This is a genomic window from Streptomyces sp. NPDC019224, assembly GCF_040632605.1.
GTDB lineage: Bacteria > Actinomycetota > Actinomycetes > Streptomycetales > Streptomycetaceae > Streptomyces.
The window spans coordinates 1-12,386 of the sequence record NZ_JBEYCF010000092.1; the positions used below are offsets into that span (position 1 = coordinate 1).

Sequence of the window (12,386 nt, forward strand, 5' to 3'; positions counted from 1 at the left end):
ACGCGGTGCCTTCGACGAGTTTCTCGCCCTGGACGAGGCAGGCGACGCGGTCGCAGAGGTTGAAGATGTGCCGCCGCTTCGTCGTGCGTACGGGTCAGACCGCCGCAGGCTCCTTCGCCGTCTCGGACGCCGGGGCCGGGGCCGGGGTCGCGGCCACCGTGGCGGGGGTCTCCTCCTGGCTCACGTTGAACTCCGCCAGCAGCTCCTTGCTGAAGCCGAAGAAGTACGTGGCGAGGAAGCCCGCGAGGTAGCCGACGGCCAGGCCGCCCGCGTAGATCGCGATCGTCGCGCCCAGGCCGTGGTTGCCGTCGAGCAGGGGGAACAGGGCCCAGCCGGACGGGCCGATCGCGGTGGAACCGACCGTGTCGCCGAGCTGGTTGAAGAAGCCGACGAACGCGCCGCCGAACGCGCCGCCCACGCACGCCGTGATGAACGGGCGGCCCAGCGGCAGCGAGACACCGTAGATCAGCGGCTCGCCGACGCCCAGGAACCCGGCGGGCAGGGCGGACTTGATGGTCTTGCGGATCGACTCGTTGCGCGGGAGGCGGAAGTACGTCGCGATGGCGGCGCCGACCTGGCCGGCTCCGGCCATGGCGAGGATCGGGAGCAGGACCGTGTAGCCCTGCTGCTCGATCAGCGTGGTGTGGATCGGGATCAGCGCCTGGTGCAGGCCCAGCATGACCAGCGGGAGGAAGAAGCCGCCCAGGACCAGACCCGCGCCCGCGCCGCCGTTGGACAGCAGCCAGTTGGCGAAGTCACCGATCGCGGTGGAGACCTCGCCCGCCACGTACATCAGGCCGAAGATCGTGACCAGGCCCGAGATCAGGACCGTCAGCGTCGGGGTGACCAGCACGTCCAGCGCCTCGGGCACCCAGCGGCGGCACCACTTCTCCACGTACACCGCGAGCACCGCCGCGCCCAGGGCGCCGAGCACGCCGCCCTGGCCGGGGGAGAGCTTCTGGCCGAACGCCTCGATGTTCGCGACGCCCGGGTAGACGATGATCGCCGCGACCGCACCGCCCAGGATCGGCGTGCCGCCGAACTCCTTCGCCGTGTTGTAGCCGACGAAGACCGCGATCAGCGCCATGAAGCCGGACGCCATCGCCGCGAGCGCCGGGGTGACCGACGTCAGCCAGCCGAGGTTGACCAGCAGGCCGTTGAGCCCGGCGATGATGCCGCAGCCGATCAGGGCCGGGATCAGCGGCACGAAGATGTTCGCGATCTTGCGCAGGAACAGCTTGAACGGCGTCGCGTTCTTCGCCTTGCGGGCCGCCCTCATCTCGGCGCCCTGCGCGGCCAGCTCCTCCGCCGTGAGCGGGGTGGCGGACGGGGCGGCGGACGGGGCCTCGGCCGGAGCCGGGGCCTCGTCCTTCCCCTCCTCGACGAGCTTCTCGAACTCCGGGGTGACGCGGGCGACCGTGCCGGGACCGAGCACGATCTGGTACGTGTCGTCCTCGACCACGCCCATGACCGCGGGGACGGCCTTCAGCGCCTCGTCCTGGACGAGGGAACGGTCGTGCAGCCCGAGCCGGAGCCGGGTCATGCAGTGGGCGATGGAGCTGACGTTCGTGGCGCCACCGACGAGGGGAAGGATCGCGGCGGCAGTGGCGCGGTTCTTGTCTTCTGTAGCCATGGTGCGTGGTGCCTTGCTGTGCGGGGGAGGGGTGGTGCGGTGGGCGGGAGGCCCTAGGCGGTGCGGGAAGCCGCGGCGAGCGCGGCGCGGAGGTGGCCGTCCGACTCGGACAGCAGCGCGGCGGCGGTGGGGCCGTCGACCTGGCCGAGGATGGTCAGGATGGCGTTCTTCACCTCGCCGTCGGTGGCGGCGAGCGCCGTCTCGATCTCCGCGTCGGACGCGCCGGTGGCCAGCGCGACGATGCGCCGGGAGCGGGCCCGCAGCTTCTCGTTGGAAGCCCGCACGTCGACCATGAGGTTCCCGTACGTCTTGCCGAGCCGGATCATCGTGATCGTCGAGATCATGTTGAGGACGAGCTTCTGCGCCGTGCCCGCCTTGAGGCGGGTGGAGCCGGTCAGCAGCTCGGGGCCGACGACCACTTCGAGGGGGTGCTCGGCGGCGGCGCCCAGCGCGGAGTCCGCGTTGCACGACAGGCCGAGGGTCAGGGCGCCCTTCGCACGGGCGTGCTCGACGGCGCCGATCGCGTACGGCGTGCGGCCGGAGGCGGAGATGCCGACCACCGTGTCGTCGGCGGTGAGCTCCAGCGCCTCGAGGTCGGCGGCGGCCAGCTCCTTGCTGTCCTCCGCCCCCTCCACCGCGGTGACCATGGCGGACGGGCCGCCCGCGATGAGGCCGATCACGTCGGCCGGGTCGGTGTTGAAGGTGGGCGGGCACTCGCTGGCGTCCAGCACGCCGAGCCGGCCCGCGGTGCCCGCGCCCGCGTAGATCAGCCGGCCGCCCCGCGCCATGCGCTCGGCGATGGCGTCGATCGCGGCGGATATCTCGGGCAGCCGGTCGGCGACCGCGGCGGGCACGGTGCGGTCCTCGCCGTTCATGATCCGGGCTATCTCCTCGGTGGCCAGCCGGTCGATCTCGGCGAGCTCCGGGCGGAACGCCTCGGTGGTGAGGGTCGCGAGCTGGGCGCGCAGCTCGCCGTAGCCGTCGGGGGTGGCGTCGGCGTCGGTGAGGGAGGTCATGGAGAGCGGCTCTGCTTTCTCGTACGGCTTGCGGGGCGGGTGCGGGTGCGGGTGCCGCCGGAAGGGTCCGGGCGGCGGGTCAGCGGGTGGTGCGCGGGGTGTGCCGGTGGGCCAGCGCCTCGTAGGAGGCGGCGAGGGCCGGGGCGGCCGTCTCGTACGTACGCTGCGCGACCCCTATGAACAGGCAGTCGACGACCAGGAGCTGGCTGGTGCGGCTCGACATGGCGGCCGGGCGCAGCTCGCTCTCGCGGGCCGTGGACGTGGTCAGGACGTGGTCCGCGTACTGCGTGACCGGGCCGTCGGGGCGGCCGGTGATCGCGACCGTCGTCGCGCCCCGGTCGAAGGCGACGCGCAGCGGCTCTATGACGTCGACCGTCGAGCCGGAGTGCGTGATCGCGATGGCCATGTCACCGGGGCGCAGCTGCACGGCGTTGGTCACCGCGAGGTGCGGGTCCGTGTGGGAGTGGGCGATCAGGCCGATCCGGGCCAGCTTCTGGGCCAGGTCCTGGCCGACGAGGGAGGACGCGCCCACCCCGTAGATGTCGATCCGGCGGGCGGTGGCGGCCGCGGCGACGGCGGCGCCGAGCTGTACGGTGTCGAGCCCGGCGGCCGTGTCGGCCAGGGTCTGCTGCTCGTCGTAGGCCAGCTTGGCGACCACGTCGGCGATCGGGTCGTCCACCGCTATGTCCGCGGTGACGGCGGGGGCCCGGCCGGACTCCTGGTGGGCGGCGAGACCGGCGAGCGCGAGGCGCAGGTCGCGGTAGCCCGGGTAGCCGAGGAGGCGGGCGGTGCGGACCACGGTGGCCTCGCTGGTGCCCGTGAGCTCGGCGAGGCCGGTGACCGTCAGGGCGGCGCAGCCGGCCGGGTCACCGGCGACGGCCTCGGCGACGCGCTGCATGGAGCGCGTCATCGACGGCGCCAGCGTCCGCACCTTGGCGGCCAGCGCGGCCGGGGCCGGCGGCGAGTCCGGGTTGAAACTTTCCTTCAGGGCATTGGTCACCTTTGAAAGATATTTTCAACCCCTTTGGGCGTCAACCCCCTTTGGTGTGACCTGTGACAGAAGCCGTTGACGTCACATCGGGGTCTCATATCGGGGATCTTTGGGGGTGCCGCATCGCGGGGCTTCGCACCGGACGGGTGGACAATGGCTGCATGGAGCAGAAGCCACCGGAGCCGGACCGCCTGGAGCAGGCGCTGCACACCGCCCGCGCCCTCGTCATGGCCGACCTCGCCGCCGGGCACGTCGCCGAGGCGCAGATCGTCTCGATGGTCGAGGACGCCGTGACGCACCGCCGCTGGTGGGTGGAGCAGTGGCCGGAGGGCGCCGAGTTCGTCGTGGGCCTCATCGCCCAGGACGTGCAGGACGCGCTCCTCGAACGGTACGGCCGCTGGCCGCTGTGCCCGGTCTGTGACGCGGGCGACCCGCACGCCCTGGACGTCGAGCCCGAGCTCGGCCCGCACCCGCACTGGGTCTGCGCCAAGGCCGCGGTGGCGGTCGCCCCGGTCGGCGCCCTGAGCGGGATACTCCGGCCGTGACGCTCTACATCGACCCGCCGACCTGGCCCGGCCACGGGCGGCTCTGGTCGCACCTGGTGAGCGATGTCTCATTCGAGGAGCTGCACGCCTTCGCGGCCTCCATCGGCGCCCCGGAGCGCGCCTTCGAGCGGGACCACTACGACATCCCGGCCGCCCGGTACGAGGACGCCGTTCGGGCGGGGGCGCGGGAGGTGGGCTCGAAGGAGCTGGTCCGGCGCCTGACCGAGGCCGGGCTGCGCCGCCCCAAGGGGCGGCCGGCGCCCGGGGCGTAGCCCGCCGTCTCAGCCGGTCGCGCAGTCCGCGGACTCCACCGGCGCGCCCTTGGGCGCCCCCTGCGCCACCAGCCGGGACGCCGAGGCGCGCGAGCGCTGGAGCCGCAGCGAGAACACCACGGCCACCAGCGCCGCCACCGTCATCGCCGCCCCCGCCCAGGCGGTCGCCTCGAAGCCGAGGTCCGCGTCGATCACCGTGCCGCCCAGCCAGGGACCGCCGGTGTTGCCCAGGTTGAACGCGGCGGTCGTCGTCGCCCCCGCCAGCGTCGGGGCGGCGCCCGCCACGTTGAACATCCGGGCGTTGAGCGCCGGGGCCGTGTAGAACGCCGACAGCCCCAGCAGGAACGACAGCGTGATCACGGCCGCCTGGTTCGACGCGAACAGCGCCAGCGCCGCCAGGAACACCGTCGACGCCGCGATCCCGCTCAGCAGCACCCCGAAGAGGTGCGCGTCCGCGACCCGGCCGCCGATCGTCGTACCGACCAGGGCGCCCCCGCCGAACAGCGCCAGCACGGCCGGCACCCAGCCGGAGTCCAGCCCGGCGACGTCCGTCAGCAGCGGCGCGAGATAGCTGAACGCGCAGAACACCCCGCCCGCCGCGAGCGCGGTGATCACGACGGCCAGCTGCACCTGCCGGTCGCGGTAGATGCCCATCTCGCGCCCGAGCTGCGGCTTCTCGTCCGGGAGCGGGATTCTGGGGATCAGCGTGGACACCCCCACCAGGGCCACCGCCGAGGCCGCGCCGACCGCCCAGAACGCGGACCGCCAGCCCAGGTTCTCCCCGAGGAACGCCCCGAGCGGCACGCCCAGCACGTTGGCGATGGACAGCCCGCCGATCATCACGGCCATGGCGCGGGCCCGCGCGTTCACCGGCACCATCGCGATGGCGACGGCCGCCCCGACGGCCCAGAAACCCGCGCACGCGAACGCGCTGACCACGCGGGACGCGAACAGCACCTCGTACGTCGGCGCCAGCGCGCCCGCGACCTGGCCGAGGCCGAAGACCGAGATCAGCGCGATGAGCGTGGTCCGGCGCGGCAGCCGGAGCGTCGCCACGGCGAGCAGCGGGGCGCCGACCACCATGCCGATCGCGAAGGCGGATATGAGGAGCCCGGCGCGCGGGATCGACACGTCCATGTCGTCGGCGATCGGCGGGAGCAGCCCGGAGAGCATGAACTCGCTCGTGCCCAGGGCGAAGACCGAGAGGCCGAGGATGTAGACGGCCAAGGGCATACGGGAGCGGCCGCGCGCGGCTGATTCAGGCATAACAGGCCCCAACGCGGGGCGGCGGCGACGCATTCCCCACCGGCCGCGCGTCAGCGCGTGAGGAGTTCCAGTTCGGTCAGCAGGTTCTGCCGCGCCCTCGGTTCCCACTCGGCCGTCCCGTAGGGCGTACGGAACAGCCTCGGCAGTCCGAGGAGCTGCCGCAGGACCGCCGCCCGGCCCTCCCGGAACGCCTCCTCCGGCACGAAGCCGTACTCCTCGCGGACCTGGGCCGCGTACTCCCCGTACTCCTTCGGCGGCGCCGCCAGGATCGCCAGGTCCGCGTCGCACAGCACCTCGCCGTTGGTGTCGCCGGCGGCCGGGTCGTGCGTGACGGTGAGCCGGACGAGCCGGGCGACCTCCCGGGTGACCGCGCCGGGCACGCCCGCCTCCGGCAGCGCCCGCTCGGCGAGGGCGGCGCTGCGCTCCTCGTTCTCCGACCGGTCGGGCCGGTAGACCGCGTCGTGGAACCAGGCCGCGAGGCGTACGGCGTCCGCGTCGGCGGCATGACCGGCGAGCGTGTCGATCCGGTCGAGCACCGCCGCGAGGTGCGCGGTCGTGTGGTACTTGCGCTGCGGCTCGGCCCAGCGGGCCAGCAGATGATCGGCGTACAGAAGCGGATCGGGCCCCTCCGCATCGCCCCTGGCGGCGAGGAGGGCGTCCTGCCAGCGGGTGCGGAGACTCTGCGAACTGTCGGTCATGGCGACTCCAGGGGGTGCGCGCGGCGCGGGTCAGTCGGCGGGGCTCTCGCCCGGACGGTCCACGCAGGACAGGGCCATGATCTCGTCCTCGGTGGGTTTGGCCTCGTCCCGGGTCTCCTTGGGAACGGCGGGAAGGCTGTTCTGGAAGTCGCGTTCCCAGGAGGTCGCCTGGCGGACGTACTGCGTGAGCTTGTCGCGCAGCCGGACGCAGTCCTCGCGGTGGCCCTTGGCCATGGCGATGCCGTAGTCGTTGGGCTCCCCGAACTTGATGCCGGGCACCACCTTGAGCGAGGGATTGGCGTGCATGAACCCGTACAGGATCAGCTGGTCGGTGGAGACCGCGTCGACCTCCTTGTCCTTGAGCGCGTTCACGCAGTAGTTCGCGTCCTCCTCCGTCCGCTTGACGATCTTGTCGTGCGCCGGTTTGCCGAGCTCGTTGGCGGACGTCGTGCCCTTCCAGACGCAGACGACCTTGCCTTCGAGGTCGGCCAGGGTGTGGATGCTCCTGTCGTCCGCGCGGATCAGGAAGCCCTGCTGGGTGGAGGCGTACGGGCCGACGAAGTCGAGGTCCTCGCCGTCCTCGGCCTTCGGCGCCATGCGGGTCGGGGTGATCGAGAAGGTCGCCGCCACGAGCTGCACGTCGCCGTCGTGCAGCAGCTTGGCGCGGTTCTTGGACAGCACCCCGCTGAAGCGCGGGGTGTCGTAACCGAGCATGTTCATGAGCGTGCCGACGACGGTGATGTCGAAGCCGTTGTACTCCCCGTCGTGCGGCGAGTAGCTCGTGCCGGGCTGGTCGCTCTTGGCCCCGACCTCCGTATGGTCGCTGAGGATCGACGAGGGTTCGGAATCACAGCCGGTCGTGGACACGTACAGAACGGCCGCCGTGGCGGCCGCCGTGACGGTCACCGCCCGTCGCCGGGCTGCTCCTGTCATTTCCTGCCTCGCTCCCTGTGAGTCGTACGCCGTCCGTCAGTCGTTGTGCAGGACGCCCTGCCAGTCCGCCAGGCGCAGGGTGCAGCCCTCGTCGGTCCGCACCCGCAGCTCGAACACCGCTCCGGCCGGGCCGGCGAGGTCGCCGAGGGCGAAGTCGGTGGTGGACCGGGCGGGCAGGTCGGACCGGTGCGGGGTGACCCCCTCGGTGAGCGCGGTGAGGATGACCCGCGTCTTGTGCGAGCACGCCGGCGCGTCCGGGTCGTTCTCCCCGATCTCCAGGGTGAGCCGGAGCCGGTCCCGCCGGTCGGCACGGTCCGGCTGGGGCAGCGTCAGCGTGAGCACACTGCCGGGCGCCTCGGTCAGCGGCTGCTCCCCGGTCACCTCGATCACCGTCGCCACCTCGCCGTTCCGCACGACGTTCTGGAACGACCACCAGCTGATCAGGGCGAAGACGAGCGAGGCGACGAGCAGCAGATCGGGCAGCCGGGGCCGTGCGTCCGGGGAGCCCCGGCCCGCTCCGGCGATCCGGCCGCGCTCGGGCCCGCGTACGGCGATGTGGGCGACGGCGGCGAGGAAGGCGAGGAGCAGGAACGCGAAGAAGACGACGTACTGCTTGCGCGAGCCGCCGGGCCAGTTCCACCCGGCGTAGCCGGCGAGCGCGACGGTCAGGACGAGGAACAGCCATCCCGTGACGAAGGAGGCCCGCTGGAAGAAGATCTGGAACAGCGTGTCGGCCCGGCCGACGACCGTGTTGTTGTGACCGATCGACTGGTTGGAGGGCCCGCCCGGGCCGCCGGAGTGCTCACTCACGGCCGGTCGTCTCTCGGGTACTGGTTGAAGGTGCCGACGCTGCCGATCACCATGTTGTTGTCCCCGTGCGACACCACGTGGTTGCCCGGGCCGGGCGGAGCGGGGTGCGGCTGCCCGGCGGCCACGAGAGCGACGAGACCGGGCCGGTCGTCCTGCGGGCTCCGGAGCCAGGTGAGCAGGGCGGCGGCGAGCCGGGCCCGCTGCTCGTCGGTCAGCTCCCCGAGCCTGCGGTCCAGGTCGTCGGCGGTCTGCGGGGTGAGCGCGGCTTCGTCACCGGCCGCCGGCGCGTCCCGGCCGACGAGGCTGCGGAAGGCACCCTCACTCGCCTCGACGGTCCGGTCCGAGATCCGCTGCACGGTGCTCTGCATCACCCCGTCGGCCATGCGGGCGGCGAAGAAGGAGAAGTGCGGGGCAAGTTGGCCGGCCAGATCGATCAAGAGGGACACGGTGGCTCCAGGGGGCTCGGGGTGTCTGCCAACTCTCTTGATGCCAAGGGTAATTGAGTAGGTGTCATTCCGTCACGGCCGGTGGGCGGCCCGTGTTCGGCGGCAGTACGCGGGCCCGCCGCGCATCCCCCGGGCCGGGGGCGCTCGACGGACGCCGCGCATCCCCCGGCCCGCGTCGCGTTCAGCCCGTGGCGGGCAGCCCGAAGTGGTCGGCGATGAGCCGCAGCGTCACGGCACCATCCGCGTTGAACCCCGGCTCCTCCTCGTAACGCGGGGTCTCCCGGCCGACGATTCCGGCCTCCAGCAGCTCCCGTACCAGCAGATCACCGCTCCGGCGGGACTCGCGGCGCCGCCCCACGTTGAAGTACGTCGTCGGGAAGCCGCGCCGGCTGTGGATGAAGTGGAACGGGTGCGCCTCGCAGTGCGGGACGCCGTAGTTCTGCCCGTGCGGGCACGCGCAGGCCGGGGTGGACGCCAGGAACACGGTCTCCACCGGGTTGGGCTCCCCGAACCGGTCCTCGTAGCGGAACCCGGTGAGGTAACCCGCCTGGTCCGCCACGACGCCGCCGGTGCTGGTGGCCGCGTCGTGCGTCACCCAGACCCAGCCGTCCGCCGCGCCCGCCGTACGGGCGGGCAGGCCGGCCTCGGCGTAGATCGCGGTGAGCGTGGGCAGGTCGACGCCCCTGGCGTAGGTGACGAACGTGTCCGGGGCGATGAGGAGCGTGCTCACGGCGCCACCACCTCCGGGGCGAGCGGCGGCGACGGCAGGGCGAAGCACGCGGCTATCGCCTTCACGATCCGCTCCTCGCGGTCGAAATCGTGCTCCTCGCAGTCGTGACCCGGATCGTTCTCCCACGCACGGCACTCCGCGTCGGGACCTATGAGGTTCGCGGCGAGCAGCTCGGCCGACATGTGGTCGGGGTTGTCGCCGACGCGCTGCTCCAGGTCCTCGAAGCTGAAGTGGAGCGTCCACTTGCCGTCACGCAGGTAGTGGAAAGCCGGCCCGTGCGCCTTGGCGCTGCACGGCTCGGTCACGAGCACCACGACCTCCGCCCCCGGCGGGCAGACGCGCGTGTAGTCGATGTCCTCGTAGTCCTCGATCTCCTCGTTGACCATGTCGTGCACCGCCCAGGCCCACCCGCCCGCCTCGCCCTCGGCGAGCGGTTCGCGATTCCTCTCCCGCAGGCCCGCGGTGAGGGCGGTCAGGGAGGTGCCCCGGGCGAAGACGAGGTTGATCTCGTGGCCCGGGAACCCGTAGGCGTCGTGGATCCAAGTCATGAGGGGAGCGTAGGCGGGCGGACTGACAACGGGGTCCGGGGGAGGACGCGTTCGGCCGGTGGTGGGGTGGGGTGACTGCCGAGGGGGATGAGGAAGCACGCGTTTTTCGCGCGCTCGTGCGGGATCGGGCGCTGTGGCCGTCGGGTTCGGTGGGCTGCTCGGCCGGCTCTGACGGGCCCGGGCGTGCGCCCATATTCGCGCGACACGTGGTCCGGGGTTCTGGGAGCCTACGCACGGGCCCGGGCCCGTACCTCTTTACTGCCGACCGGATGGGTGAGCGATGACTTTCGTGCTGGAAGGGCCGGTTCTGGAAGGTTCCCGGGTGCGGCTGGAACCGCTCGGACACCGGCATGCGGAGGGCCTGTCGCGGGCAGGGCAGGAGAACCGGAGTTCGTACGGGTACACGTGGGTGCCGGGGCCCGGGGAGGTCGAGGGTTATATCGACGTCCAGCTGGGGCGGGCGGCCGAGGGGAAGCTCGCGCCGTACGTGCAGGTGGACCGGGCCTCCGGGCAGGTCATCGGGGCCACCGCCTACTGGGAGCCGCGCTGCTGGAGGGACGAGGACAGCCTCACCGCGATCGAGGTCGGCTTCACCTGGCTCGCCGCGTCCGCCCAGGGCACCGGGGTGAACACCGAGTCCAAGTACCTGCTCTTCCGGCACGCGTTCGAGGTGTGGGGCGTCGCGCGGGTGGACCTGAAGACCGACGCGCGCAACAGCCGGTCGCGGGCCGCGATCGAGTCGGTGGGCGCGCGCTTCGAGGGCGTCCTGCGGAACTGGTCCCCGTCCTGGGTGCCCGGGGAGGAGGGGCGGCTGCGGGACTCGGCGATCTTCTCCATCACGGCGGAGGAGTGGCCGGGCGCGCGGGCGCGCCTGGAGGCGCGGATCGCGGGTCGTGCCGTCGCTCGCTGAGGTGGGGCGGGGGCCCGGCGGGGGCGGACCGCCCCGGCCGCCCGGTGGTGCGCCGCCCCCTCTCCCCTACGATCACCGGATGATCGAGGGAAAACTCGTACGGATACGCGCCCTGCACGCCTCGGATCTCGACGCCCATCTGCGGTGGCGCAACGACCCCGAGGTCGTGCACTGGGCCGCCGGGGGAGACCCGCACTACGGGCCCGTCACCCGCGAGTCGTTGGAGCGGTTCCACGACGCGCGGCTCCGGCAGGACCCGCGTGCCGAAGGGTCCTTCACCGTGGAGGACCTGGCCGACGGCCAGGTCATCGGCACCGCCGACTACCGGGACGTCGAGCCGTTCGCGAGGCAGGCGACGGTGGGCATCGTCATCGGTGAACGCGGTCACTGGGGAGGCGGGTACGGCTCCGAGGCCCTGCGGCTGCTGCTGGAGCACCTGTTCGGAGCGTGCGGCATGCGGCGGGTCGAGCTGGACACCTGGAGCGGCAACGAGCGCGCCATGCGGGCCTTCCGGGGTGCCGGGTTCGTCGAGGAAGGGCGTCGGCGCTCCGCCGTCCGCGTCGGCGACCGCTGGTACGACCGGGTGGACTACGGCCTGCTGTACGAGGAGTGGGCGGAGCGTCGGCGCTGACCACGGGCGTACGGTCTACGCCTCTCCCCGGAACCCGCGCAGCCGCAGTGAGTTGCCGACCACGAAGACCGACGAGAACGCCATCGCCGCGCCCGCGATCATCGGGTTCAGCAGGCCCGCCGCGGCCAGCGGCAACGCGGCCACGTTGTACGCGAAGGCCCAGAACAGGTTCGTCCGGATCGTGCCCAGCGTCCGGCGGGCCAGGCGGATCGCGTCCGGGGCCGCGCGGAGGTCGCCGCGCACCAGGGTGAGGTCGCTCGCCTCGATCGCGGCGTCGGTGCCGGTTCCCATCGCCAGGCCCAGGTCGGCCTGGGCGAGGGCGGCGGCGTCGTTCACCCCGTCACCGACCATCGCCACCGAACGGCCCTTTGCCTGGAGGCGCTTGACGACGTCCACCTTGTCCTGCGGCATGACCTCCGCGTACACCTCGTCGATCCCGACCTCGGCCGCGACCGACTCCGCGACCGCCCGGTTGTCGCCGGTCAGCAGGATCGGGGTGAGGCCGAGCCGGCGCAGCCGCCCGATCGCCTCCGCGCTGGTGTCCTTCACCGCGTCGGCCACCTCGAGGACCGCGCGCGCCTCGCCGTCCCAGGCCACCGCGATCGCCGTCCGGCCGGCGGCCTCCGCCGCGGCCTTGCGGGCGGCCAGGTCCGCCGGGAGACGGATCTCCCACTCGGCGAGCAGCTGTTCGCGGCCGACGAGGACGGCGTGGCCGTCGACGAGGCCCTGGACGCCGAGGCCGGGGAGGTTGGTGAAGTCCTCGGGGGTGGGGAGGGGGGTGCCGGTGCGGTCGGTGGCTCCGGTCGCGACGGCTTGGGCGATGGGGTGTTCGGAGGCGTTCTCGAGGGCTCCGGCGAGGCGCAGGGCGTCGGTCTCGGTGGTGGTGGGGGTGGTGTGGACGGCCTGGAGGGTCATGCGGCCGGTGGTGACGGTGCCGGTCTTGTCCAGGACGACGGT

Annotated in this window: 15 protein-coding genes; 4 read left to right on the forward strand and 11 right to left on the reverse strand. The window is 72.7% G+C overall.

Going from position 1 to position 12,386, the window contains the following annotated elements; genetic code table 11:
- Positions 1 to 94: 94 nt before the first annotated feature.
- From ABZ564_RS32230 to ABZ564_RS32240, 3 genes are all read right to left on the reverse strand, one after another.
- A complete protein-coding gene (locus tag ABZ564_RS32230; protein WP_360862987.1) occupies positions 95 to 1,633 on the reverse strand; it encodes a PTS transporter subunit EIIC in 1,539 nt (512 codons plus the stop codon).
- A gap of 53 nt (positions 1,634 to 1,686) precedes the next feature.
- Complete coding sequence (gene murQ, locus ABZ564_RS32235; RefSeq protein WP_360862989.1) at positions 1,687 to 2,649, reverse strand: N-acetylmuramic acid 6-phosphate etherase; 963 nt, start codon at positions 2,647 to 2,649, stop codon at positions 1,687 to 1,689.
- A gap of 79 nt (positions 2,650 to 2,728) precedes the next feature.
- Positions 2,729 to 3,649 (reverse strand): MurR/RpiR family transcriptional regulator, encoded by a 921-nt coding sequence (locus tag ABZ564_RS32240; RefSeq protein ID WP_360862991.1) that lies wholly within the window; start codon positions 3,647 to 3,649, stop codon positions 2,729 to 2,731.
- A gap of 152 nt (positions 3,650 to 3,801) precedes the next feature.
- Between ABZ564_RS32240 and ABZ564_RS32245 the strand changes: the two genes are divergently transcribed.
- Entirely contained in the window at positions 3,802 to 4,185 is a 384-nt protein-coding gene (locus ABZ564_RS32245; RefSeq protein ID WP_360862992.1) for a hypothetical protein, read from the forward strand.
- On the forward strand, positions 4,182 to 4,457 hold the full coding sequence (locus tag ABZ564_RS32250) for a DUF4031 domain-containing protein (protein WP_360862994.1): 276 nt from the start codon (positions 4,182 to 4,184) through the stop codon (positions 4,455 to 4,457). Before ABZ564_RS32245 ends, ABZ564_RS32250 begins: the two co-directional genes overlap by 4 nt.
- A 9-nt stretch (positions 4,458 to 4,466) precedes the next feature.
- Here the strand turns inward: ABZ564_RS32250 and ABZ564_RS32255 are convergent, their stop codons facing one another.
- The 7 genes from ABZ564_RS32255 to ABZ564_RS32285 all read right to left on the reverse strand — a co-directional run bounded on the left by ABZ564_RS32255 (position 4,467) and on the right by ABZ564_RS32285 (position 9,888).
- Entirely contained in the window at positions 4,467 to 5,690 is a 1,224-nt protein-coding gene (locus tag ABZ564_RS32255; RefSeq protein ID WP_360863013.1) for a Cmx/CmrA family chloramphenicol efflux MFS transporter, read from the reverse strand.
- Between the two features lie 83 nt (positions 5,691 to 5,773).
- Positions 5,774 to 6,421: a hypothetical protein gene (locus ABZ564_RS32260; protein WP_360862996.1), complete on the reverse strand. Its 648-nt coding sequence runs from the start codon at positions 6,419 to 6,421 to the stop codon at positions 5,774 to 5,776.
- A gap of 30 nt (positions 6,422 to 6,451) precedes the next feature.
- Positions 6,452 to 7,354, reverse strand: a complete 903-nt coding sequence (locus ABZ564_RS32265; RefSeq protein ID WP_360862998.1) for a transporter substrate-binding domain-containing protein — start codon at positions 7,352 to 7,354, stop codon at positions 6,452 to 6,454.
- A gap of 36 nt (positions 7,355 to 7,390) precedes the next feature.
- Positions 7,391 to 8,164 carry a hypothetical protein gene (locus ABZ564_RS32270; RefSeq protein ID WP_360862999.1) on the reverse strand — a complete coding sequence of 258 codons (774 nt, stop codon included), beginning with the start codon at positions 8,162 to 8,164 and terminating at the stop codon, positions 7,391 to 7,393.
- Entirely contained in the window at positions 8,161 to 8,610 is a 450-nt protein-coding gene (locus tag ABZ564_RS32275; protein ID WP_360863001.1) for a hypothetical protein, read from the reverse strand. The genes ABZ564_RS32270 and ABZ564_RS32275 overlap by 4 nt, the downstream gene beginning before the upstream one ends.
- Positions 8,611 to 8,791: 181 nt before the next feature.
- A complete protein-coding gene (locus ABZ564_RS32280) occupies positions 8,792 to 9,340 on the reverse strand; it encodes a hypothetical protein (protein ID WP_360863003.1) in 549 nt (182 codons plus the stop codon).
- Positions 9,337 to 9,888 carry a hypothetical protein gene (locus ABZ564_RS32285; protein WP_360863005.1) on the reverse strand — a complete coding sequence of 184 codons (552 nt, stop codon included), beginning with the start codon at positions 9,886 to 9,888 and terminating at the stop codon, positions 9,337 to 9,339. The genes ABZ564_RS32280 and ABZ564_RS32285 overlap by 4 nt, the downstream gene beginning before the upstream one ends.
- A 280-nt stretch (positions 9,889 to 10,168) precedes the next feature.
- Between ABZ564_RS32285 and ABZ564_RS32290 the strand changes: the two genes are divergently transcribed.
- Both ABZ564_RS32290 and ABZ564_RS32295 read left to right on the forward strand, forming a co-directional pair.
- Positions 10,169 to 10,798: a GNAT family protein gene (locus tag ABZ564_RS32290; protein ID WP_360863007.1), complete on the forward strand. Its 630-nt coding sequence runs from the start codon at positions 10,169 to 10,171 to the stop codon at positions 10,796 to 10,798.
- A gap of 79 nt (positions 10,799 to 10,877) precedes the next feature.
- Positions 10,878 to 11,429, forward strand: coding sequence for a GNAT family protein (locus ABZ564_RS32295; protein WP_360863009.1), 552 nt, complete (start codon positions 10,878 to 10,880; stop codon positions 11,427 to 11,429).
- Positions 11,430 to 11,444: 15 nt separating this feature from the next.
- Here ABZ564_RS32295 and ABZ564_RS32300 read toward each other — a convergent pair.
- Positions 11,445 to 12,386 (reverse strand): HAD-IC family P-type ATPase (locus ABZ564_RS32300; RefSeq protein ID WP_360863011.1); only part of this gene is annotated, 942 nt, incomplete at its 5' end.